The sequence below is a fragment of the Hymenobacter lapidiphilus genome (genome assembly GCF_003417065.2).
Taxonomy (GTDB): domain Bacteria; phylum Bacteroidota; class Bacteroidia; order Cytophagales; family Hymenobacteraceae; genus Hymenobacter.
The window spans coordinates 84,581-93,928 of sequence record NZ_QVLT01000017.1 but is presented as its reverse complement, the minus strand read 5'-3'; the positions used below and the strand labels follow the sequence as shown (position 1 = coordinate 93,928).

6 protein-coding genes and 1 pseudogene are annotated in these 9,348 nt (G+C 62.2%); 1 reads left to right on the top strand and 6 read right to left on the bottom strand.

The features are described from left to right. The 6 genes and pseudogenes from D0N36_RS11770 to D0N36_RS11745 all read right to left on the bottom strand — a co-directional run. A pseudogene (locus D0N36_RS11770) lies at window positions 1-293 on the bottom strand (hypothetical protein); the annotation flags it as partial. Between the two features lie 97 nt (window positions 294-390). Further along, window positions 391-795, bottom strand: a complete 405-nt coding sequence (locus tag D0N36_RS11765; RefSeq protein WP_116941673.1) for an ExbD/TolR family protein — start codon at window positions 793-795, stop codon at window positions 391-393. Window positions 796-903: 108 nt separating this feature from the next. Then, entirely contained in the window at window positions 904-1,638 is a 735-nt protein-coding gene (locus D0N36_RS11760) for a MotA/TolQ/ExbB proton channel family protein (protein WP_116941671.1), read from the bottom strand. Window positions 1,639-1,845: 207 nt separating this feature from the next. Next, on the bottom strand, window positions 1,846-3,009 hold the full coding sequence (locus D0N36_RS11755; protein ID WP_116941669.1) for an HU domain-containing protein: 1,164 nt from the start codon (window positions 3,007-3,009) through the stop codon (window positions 1,846-1,848). 85 nt (window positions 3,010-3,094) lie between these two features. Then, the gene (locus tag D0N36_RS11750; RefSeq protein ID WP_116941666.1) at window positions 3,095-4,783 is read right to left on the bottom strand and encodes a TonB-dependent receptor; all 1,689 of its coding nucleotides are present in this window, start codon (window positions 4,781-4,783) and stop codon (window positions 3,095-3,097) included. Between the two features lie 247 nt (window positions 4,784-5,030). Then, a complete protein-coding gene (locus tag D0N36_RS11745) occupies window positions 5,031-8,183 on the bottom strand; it encodes a tetratricopeptide repeat protein (protein ID WP_116941664.1) in 3,153 nt (1,050 codons plus the stop codon). A gap of 878 nt (window positions 8,184-9,061) precedes the next feature. Between D0N36_RS11745 and D0N36_RS11740 the strand changes: the two genes are divergently transcribed. Further along, a complete protein-coding gene (locus D0N36_RS11740) occupies window positions 9,062-9,214 on the top strand; it encodes a hypothetical protein (protein ID WP_190242640.1) in 153 nt (50 codons plus the stop codon). Window positions 9,215-9,348: the final 134 nt, after the last annotated feature.

The following is a 9,348-nucleotide window of genomic DNA, read 5'->3' as shown; positions in this document are numbered from 1 at the left end:
GCGGGCGTGGGGTCGGGTTGGGCGGTGGGCTGGGGCGGCGTGGGGTCGGGCTGGGCGGCGGGCGGGCGGCTGTCCTCGCGGTTCTTCGACTCGTTTGCCGGGGCCTGGCTCTGAATATCACCCGAGCCGACCTCATCCACCCCGTAGTTCAGTTCTACGCCATCACCCCCCAAGGTGTCGAGCGGTGGGTCGGGCCCCTTGAACACGGCGAAAAAGAACAGCACCGCCAGGGCCACGTGAAATAGCACGGTTCCGATGAGGGCCTCGCGCCGGTGTTCTTCGCGGTATTCCATTTCGTTAGGGCTTAGGGTTTAGGTATCAGGGCTTGGTTGGGAAGGCTTCATTTCAGGTCTTAGAACAACCTGAACCTTAACACCTAAGCCCTAAAAATTATTTCCCCTGCTGGGCCTGGGTGGCCATCACCATTTTGATTTTGAGCCGGTTTCCGATTTCGAGGATGTCGACCAGTTTCTGAACGTTCAGCGAAGCATCTACCCGTAGTACGGCGGTGGGGCTTTCGAGGCCGGTGATGCGGCGGGCCAGCTCGGGCTCCAGCTCGGTGGCCGTAATAGGCGTACGGTCCAGGAAGTAGGTGCCGGCCGCATCAACCGAAATGGTGATGGGCTGCTTCATGGCCTGCTTGCCCGAGCGGGCATTGGGCAGCATGAGCTTAATCACGTTCGGGTTCACCATCGTCGACACAATCAGGAAGAACAGCATCAGGAAGAACATGATGTCGTTCATCGAGCTGGTCTCGACGTGGGATGAAAGCTTACGGCGCCGGCTGAGATTCATTTTTTAAGCTGTTAGCTGAGAGTTATTAGCTGTTAGCCAGTAGCTGCTACCCTGTTGCCTGAACATCAGGCTAACGGCTAACAGCTACTAGCTAACAGCTCAAAACTTCTAGTTGTCCTGCAGAATGTCCATGAACTCGACGGCCGAGTGCTCCATGCGGAACACCATGCGCTCGACCATAATGCTGAGCCAGTGGTAACCGATGTGGGCGATGATGCCGATGATGAGGCCGGCCGCCGAGGTCACCATTTTGGTGTAGAGGCCACCCGAAATCTGGGCAATACCAAAGTCGCCGGTCGAGCTGATGGCGTAGAAAATCTTGATTACGCCGATAATTGTGCCGACGAAGCCCAGCATGGGCGCGATGCCGGCCACGATGCCCAGCACGTTGATGTTCTTTTCGAGGCGGGCAATTTCAATTTTGCCCACGTTTTCCACGCTGGTTTCAATTTCACTCAGCGGCAGGCCCACCCGCCGGATGCCTTTCTCAATCATGCGGGCCAGCGGCGTGGGGTTCTGGGCACACAGCATTTTGGCCCCTTGCAGGTCGCCTTTCACCATCAGGTTGCCAATGCCGGGCATAAACGACTCGGGCACGGCTCCGGCCTTGCGGATGGTGAGGTAGCGCTCCAGCATGATGTAAATCGTGAGGAAGAGCAGCAGAAACAGCGGCACCATAATCCAGCCACCGGCTATTATCAGGTCAATCAGCGAGAGGCCCGAGGCCTCGGCTACGGCCTGGTTGGCGGCAGTTACGGCCGAATCGGCGGCCGCGGGCGAGCCAGCAGGCACTGCTGTGGGGTCGCCCACCTGAAGTTGCAGAAACAGAGACAGAAGCGTCATTCGTTAGGGCGTAGTGCTTGGTTGAGAGTGCGTAGGCTGATGGAGATGGATGCTTAGCGGTTAGGCAGGCCGTAAAAGAACGTCATCCTGACGAAGCCAGTATGTTTCCCCGGCAGCCGGTTCGTCGTGCTGACGTAGGCTGACTTGGGAAACGCACTGCTTTTCCAGGATGACGAGTTTCTAGGCACTATCAACTAAGCACTTATCTTAATACTGTTTAATCCACAGGTCGCCCATGCGCTTGCGCAGGATGCTGGCCTGACGGTCGGCGGAGGTGCGGTCGGAAAAATCGGCGGCCGAAAGCATGAACTGCCGGCTGCCGGGCGCGGGCAGCAGCACGCGGGCCGGGTGGCCCATCCGCACCAGGGCCTGGCGGCCCTTCTCGGCATTAACCAACGTGGTGTACGAACCGGCAATTACATAGTAACGGCCCGTACGCTTACTAACAGTCGCCGCCGAAGCCCCGGCGGTTGCATTGGTGGCGGCGGCCTTCTCCCAGCCCGGAGCTTTCGCTTTAGGCTTGGCGGCGGCTTTCGGGGCGGCCGGCTTGGTGCCCTGGTCGGGCGTGGCGACTACCGCGGCAGCGGCCTTGCTGGTCGGAGCCACAGCGGTCAACGGAGCGGGTTTGTTGGCCGGAGCTTCTGCTGCAGCGGTGGGCGCGGAAGGCGACTCATCGGTGGCCGGAGCCGCGGTGGGGCTTTCCGTCAGGCGGGTGGCGGCGCTGCTCAGGCTGGCCTGCTGACGCGGTGCGGGCACCGGGGCAGTAGGACCCGCCACCGACTGGCCCCGCAGGGCGTCGGGCAGGTAGCCAGTCAGGTCGGCAAACATATAGTTGGCCGACAGGACCAGACCCACAATGGCCGTAACGCCGAGCGTGCGCCATACCCAGCCGAGGCGGCGGGTGCGCAGCTGCGGGGCCGCCGTGGGCCGCTCGCGGGCCAGCAGCGCATCGGTGGCCCGCACCGGGCGCGACACCAACTCGGGTAGCCCGAAGCTGGCACCGAGCAGGTTTTCGGAGCCGGTGTACTCAAACTCCAGGCCCCGACCGGGAGCCTGTTTGAAATTGCCAATTCCCCCCAGCTCGGTGCGGTTGCCGGCGGCCAACTCCTGCTGCATGCACTGCACGGCCTGCTGCACCAGCTCGCGGGCCTGCACCGGACTCACGCCCAGCCGCTGGCTCAGCGCATCTACCAGCAGGCCGTCGTTGCGGGTCAGGCTCTGGTTGAAGGCCACGCGCTTAGCCGGCGGCGTTAGCGTGTGGCGCACCGGATGGATGCGGGCCGGCGCATAGTCGGCAATCAGGCCCCCAAAATCAGGGATGATAACGCAGTCGTGGTGCTGGAGCAGGGCCCGGATATGGTCGGCTAGCATAGGTAGGGAGTCGGTCGGAGCAGGAAACAGAAACCGAAATGTACGGAATGATGAGTTGATATGCCGCTTTTTCGGCAACGGGCCGCTAGAACTGGTAGCTCGCGCCGGCCAGCACGTTGATGCCTTTCACCGGATAGTTGAGGTACTGTATATTGCTTCGGCCCAGCAGGTTGTTGCCCAGCACGAAGATGGAAAACTGCTCCGTCAGCTGGTAGTCACCGCGCAGGTTCAGGTCGATTACGGTGTCGGTGAGGCGGGCTTCGCGGGTCAGGCTGCCGCCGGGGAAAGCGCCGCCGGAGCGCAACCCCGTGCCATAGCTGGCGCTCAGCGTATACAACTCCGCGCCTACCCGCAGCTTGTCGTAGAAATTATACGAGCCGAACAGAGCCGACTGGAACTTGGGCCGGTGGAAGGGCTGGGCCAGCGTTTTTACGTTGTAGCCGTTGTAATCGGCCTTCAGGCCCAGGCGCAGCTTCTCGGCGCCGTTGTATAGCACCTCGCCGTGCAGGTTGAAAAGCTGGGTTGATTTCCGGTCGTACACCAACTCGAATTTGGTGGTGTCGCGGGCCGAGTTGTTGTAGAAGTATAGGTTCTGGTCGTTGGAGAGCGTTACGCGGGCCTTCACCTCCAGGGCGCGGGCGGGCGTAGCATCGAAGCCGAAGTAGAGCGTAGGGCCTCGGCGGGTGTCGGCCACGCGCACGTTGGGCGCCAGCCAGGGGTTTTCGGTACTCAGGTCGTACATCGTAACCCGCTGGATGCCCCCACCCAGCCCGGCATACACCACGAACTTGTCTTCGGTAACGGTATAGGCTGCCCGCAGCGCCGGAAACACGTTGAACTGGCGGGCGTCGTTAATGGTGTCGCCGGTGTAGCCCAGCGTGGCGCCCACGCGCAGGGCCAGCCGGTTAAGGGTCGTTTCGAAAACCGGCGCTACCTGGAAGAAGGGCCGGGTATCGGTTATCGAATCCTTGTGGGAGATGAACGACACGTCGCCATCGACGCGCACGCGGCTGGCTTCTGTCAGCTTATAGGTCGAGCGCAGCGTGGCGTACACGTTGCTTTCACTGGCCTTGAACGCGTCGGACCAATAGTTGTATCCGAGGCCCAAATCGTACTGGAAAGCCGCGTCGCGGGCGCGGTTGCGGGCGTACACCAGCACGCCGGCCCGCTTAAACACCTGCTTGAGGCTGTCGGCCTCGGGCAGCTCGATGACGTTGCGGTTGTAGCCGTAGAAATTGTACCGCTCCCGGCCCAGGTTCACTTTGGCGCCCAGCACCAGCGGGCCGCTGTAGGTTTCGCCGTTCAGGCCCAGGCTGGTCTGGCTCTGGCGCGAGTTCTCGCGGTCAACCGGGCCGCGGCTCGACGAGAGGTGCTTGAAATCGAGGCCGTAGCTCGCGTTTTCCAAGCGGTTGTTGTGCAGGTAGGCGCGGCCGTAGGCGGTGCCGTAGTTGCCGATGCCGGCCTTGAGGTAGTTGCCGCTCAGCTCGGGTAACTGCTCCTGCCGGATGGTGAGCACGCGCACCGTCGGGTTGAGCTTATCGGCCGGCAGCCGGAAGTCGGGGTAGGTGTAGTTGGGGGCCGCGGGCGTTTTGGCCGGGGCCTCAATCTTCACCTTCTCGAAGTTGCGGGTGGCCGTAGGCAACTCGTTCACCCGCTCCTTCACAATCTCGATTTCGGCGTCCTCAATCTTGCCGGGCGTCCTCTGGGCCCGGGCCTCAAAGGCCGGGGCGGCAACGGTTAGCAGGGCGGCAGCGGCCAGCAGTTTATGGGTCATGTTGGGGGCTTGGGGGCTAAGGGTTCGGATGATTAGGTCACTGTTCGGGCAGCCTTCTCACCCTCTACCCCTCTCCTATTTACTACTGATTTCTAAGTTGATGTACTGGCGTACCTGAACCAACGATGTAGAGACGCGACCCTTCGCGTCTCGCCGTTGAACGGCTCGCTAAGCGGAGATACGTTTGGGACTATGTTCAGCTAGATTGTTCAACGACGAGACGCGGAGGGTCGCGTCTCTACGCCGGTCAACGGGGCGTGGCGGTGGTGTCTGCGGGGGCCGTGAGCGAGTTGCGGGCGGGGGCTTTGGGCTTGGTGGTTTTGGGGGTGCTTTTGCCGGTGGGCGCGGGCGTGGTGGGGGCCGCCGGGGTGGTAGTGTCGGCGGGCAGGGCGGCGAGGCGCTGCTTGGCACCGGCTATCACTTCGGCCACCGGGAATTTGTTGTCGATAATGGAATTGAGCGTGGCCCGGGCCTGGAAGATTTCGTTCTGCTCCTTGTAGATGTCGGCAATCAGCAGGAAAGCGCGGCCCAGCCACAGGTCGTAGCCGGCGAAGTCGGCGTTGCTCTTGTAGGCGGCGTCGAGGGCTTCGGGGTACTTCTTTTGCTGAAACAGCGTCTGGGCCAGCAGGTACTGGGCCTCCGCCCCGCTCTCGTCCTTGGCCGTGGTGGCGGCGGCTTTCAGCTCGGTGGCGGCCTGGTCGAGGGCGCCGGCTTTCAGGCTGGCCTTGCCCAGGTAGAGCAGCGCCAGGTTGGTGGCGTTCAGGGCGGCCCCGCCCTGGGTTTGCAGCTCGGTGGCCACGCGGCGGGTGGTTTCCAGGTCGCCGGCTTCATAGCTGCTTTTCAGCAACCCGATGCCCGCGTTGGCCACCTCGCGCTTGTTCTGCGACACCTCGCGCAGGCGGGCGTAGTACTTGGCGGCCTCGGCGTAGTTCTTGTTTTCGAACTCCAGGTCGGCCAGCCGGCCTACGGCCCGGTTCACAAACTCGCTCTTGTTTTCCTCTACCACCGCCTTCAGGCGCGGCAGAGCCTCGGCCTTGCGGTCGGTGCGCAGGTAGGAGTCGGCCAGGAAGTAGCGGCCGTCGGCGGCCAGCACGGTGCTGGGGTACTGTTTCAGGTAGCCTTCGAGGCGCGGAATGGCCTGGGCGTACTTCTCGGCCAGGTAAAGCGACTTGGCGGCCTCAAACTCGACGCTTTCGGCGGCCTTGCTGTCGGGGTTCTGCTGGCGGAACTGGGCCAGATACTGGTCGAATTCCTCCGTTTTACCCTGCGCGCTCAGGCTTTCCTGCAGGCTGTAAATGGCGCTCTGGGCCGACTTAGTCCGCGGAAACTCGCGCAGCACCCGCTTGAAATCGTCGGCCGCCTTGTCATGCTGGTTAAGGTTCTGGTAGGCAATGCCGCGCTTCTGCAGCGCCTGCGGAATGAGCGGCGAGTTGGGCCGGTTGGTAATCAGGCGCGAAAAGCCATTGACGGCGGCCTGGAAGTCGCCGGCCTCGTAATCGAGTTGGGCCTGCTGGTACACCGCGTCGTCGGCGTAGCGCGAGCCGGGGGTGGTTTTAAGCAGCGTGCTGAGGGTGGCAGCGGCTTCGTCGCGACGGCCCAGCAGCCCCAGCACCACGCTTTTCTGGTAGTAGGCGTAGTCCTTGTCGGCAGCGTTGGCCTTTATCACCTTGTCGTACTGCTCCAGGGCCTGGGGGTACTGCTTGGCCAGGTAGGCCAAATCGCCCAGGCGCAGGGTCACGTCGTAGTAGTTGGCGTCGGCCGGTTTGGCCACCGGGTCGCGCAGCCAGGCCTGGAACTGCTGGCGGGCCTGGCCATAGTCCTTGGTGTTGTAGTAGGCGTAGCCCAGCCCGTAGCGGGCCTGCTGGTCGTAGTCGGTATCGGCGGCGCGGCGGCTGGTGCGAGCCGCAGCCTGGTAGGCCGTAATAGCGGCCGGGTACTGCTGGCCGTAGGAGTAGATGTCGCCCTTGAGCACCTGCGCAGCGGCGCGCAGCGCGTCGTCTTCGGGGTAACGCAGGCTCTTGTCGAGCAGCGGCAGGGCCTCCTGGTAGCGGTTGTCGTTGTAGAGCGTGGCGGCCTGCAGAAAAGCCACGCGCTGGTAGGTGGCGTTGAGCTTGGCGCTGCGGTCGTCGAGCTTGTCGAGGTAGCTCAGGGCTTGGGCGTAGTCGGAGGAGTTCAGGAAACTCTCGCTCAGCAAATCATCGACGGCCGGCTGGTTTTTGGAGCGCGGAAACCGCTTCGGGAAGTCGCGAAGAGCGGCAATGGTTTCGGGTCCGTTGCCCAGCTCGTAGTTCACCTGGGCGTACTTGAGCGTGGCGTTTTCGGTGATGTTCTTGTCGAACGTGAGCTGCCGGGCCGCGCCAAACGAGTTTAGTGCCAGCTGCTTCTGGTTGGTTTTCAGGTAGCTCAGCCCCAAGTGGTAGGCCGCGTTCTGGCCCAGCGAGTCGCGGCGGGCGGCCACGCCCTTGAAGCTGGCAATGGCCCCCTTGAAGTCATCCTGCCGGAAGTTGGCGTAGCCGATTTTGTACTGCACCTCGGGCTCAATCTTCTTGCGGCCGGTGGCGTACTTATCGAAATACTGAGCAGCTTCCTTGAAATCCTGCTTCTGGTAGTAGGCATCGGCCAGCAGCAGCTGGATTTCGTCGGCGCTCTGGGGCGGCGGGGTCTGGCGCAGGGCCTCGGGGGCGTAGGCAATCAGGCCGTCGTAGTCGCCTTCCTTATACAGAATCTGGGCCATCAGGGCGGGCACCACGGGCTTGTAGGCGTCGTTCTGCTCGGCCACAGCCAGGTCGCGTCGGGCGCCCTCGAAGTCGCCGGCCCGGTAGGCCAGGTAGCCGGCGTAATAGGCGCTGGCGTAGCGGTACTGGTGGTTGCCGGCCTTGTTGCGGTCGAACTGCAGGCGGGCCTTGTCGAACTCCTTCTGGGCGAAGTAGCTGTAGCCCAGCTTGAACTCCGATTCGGCCCGCTGGTCCTCGCTCAGGTTGTCGGGCCCCACCTTCTGCAGGTAGTCGATGGCCCGCACGTAGTCCTTCTTATTGAAGTAGAAGCGGCCCAGCTCGAAGTAGGCCTGGCTGGCCTTGGGGTGGGCCGGGTTGTTGGCCGCGAAGGACAGAATCCGGTCTTCGGCGTCGGGGTGCAGCAGGTAGAGGCCGGCCACAGCGTCGTAGTATTCGGCTTCGGCGAGGCGGCCGGGGGCCAGCTGGCCGGTGCGGCGCTCTACCTGGCCCTGGTACTGGCGGAACGCCTGCTGGGCGGCCCCGTACTTGCCCTTGTCGAAGAGCTCCAGGCCTTCCTGGAAAAAGCGTTCATCGGACGTAAATACCTGGGTTTGCTGGGCCAGGGCAGCCAGCGGGGCAGCGGCGCTCAGCGTGGCGGCCAGCGCCAGACGGGGAAATAGGTTCATCAGAAGTCGTTGCGCGGAAAGGGCCCCGGCAGCCGCCAGCAGCCCCGGGAGGAACCCAAAAGTAGCGAAAAGTCGGGCGGGGTTGCCCCGGAATGGGCGTTTTCACTGGTTTTAACGCGGCGGGCGGGTAGTTTGGTGTGCTGGAAAGGCAACATTACCTTGTGCTCCGTCAGCTGTATCATACCCTCCTGCCTATGCGCCGCGTCTGTTTCCTCTTCCCGTTTCTGCTGCTGGCCGCCTGTGGCTCTCCCACTACCCCCGGCCCCTACCCGCAAAATCCGGCGGTTTCCGATGCCCAGGGCCACCCACGGGATTCGATGACGTTCTACTTCCCGGCTGCCGACTCACTGCACGACGCCTATTTACCTGAAGAGAAAAGGCCTTCTGTACGGGCTAATACTGACATTCGATTTGCGGACTGCGCTTATGAATTACATAGTGCGTCTTATGCGCTTACCTATTTTGAGGCACCTGTTCTCTCCAACTATTTCCTTGAAGCCGATATAGTGCGGTTTCTATGGCGGCGGTCTTGCCACCGGCCCGTGCTGCTCACACTACACCGTGACTCTGCCGGAACTACTCTGCACACGCAAATTTTGGATAAAAGTCCCGGCTTTAGCACATTAACCGTATTTCACCCTGACAGCTTGTCGCCAAGAGCATCCGATAAAGCACGGAGAAGCGCTTGGAAATACTACCATGAGACCATGGCTGACCCAAGGTTTCAAAAGCAAGTAGCCGAGGGCAAGCGCCGGGCCAGACAAGTGAAGGCAGAAGAGACTACGGTAGCCGTTTCGCCGGAGCAGTGGCAGCAATTCCAGCGTTTACTCCTAGCAAGCCGCTTTCAGCAATTAGCTGCTTGTCAGCCGCGACCCGGTATGCTGGACGGAGCCGAATGGCTGCTGGAGGCGCATCGGGCCAATGGCTACCACATGGTACTACGCCAGAGCCCCGACGAGCAGGACGTTTTTCGCCAGGCTTGCGAGTATCTGATTGAGCTGAGTTCGGTGCGCGGGGAGGAACGGTACTAGGCTACAATGCCACCACAAGTAGCGCGCTACTTCCCGCTGTTGAACTTCAGATTTACAGAAAAAAGCCCCCGCCGGAAAATCCGAACGGGGGCTTTGGTTTCTGGTAGCGAGGTTCAGCCGGCCGGGCCGGCGCT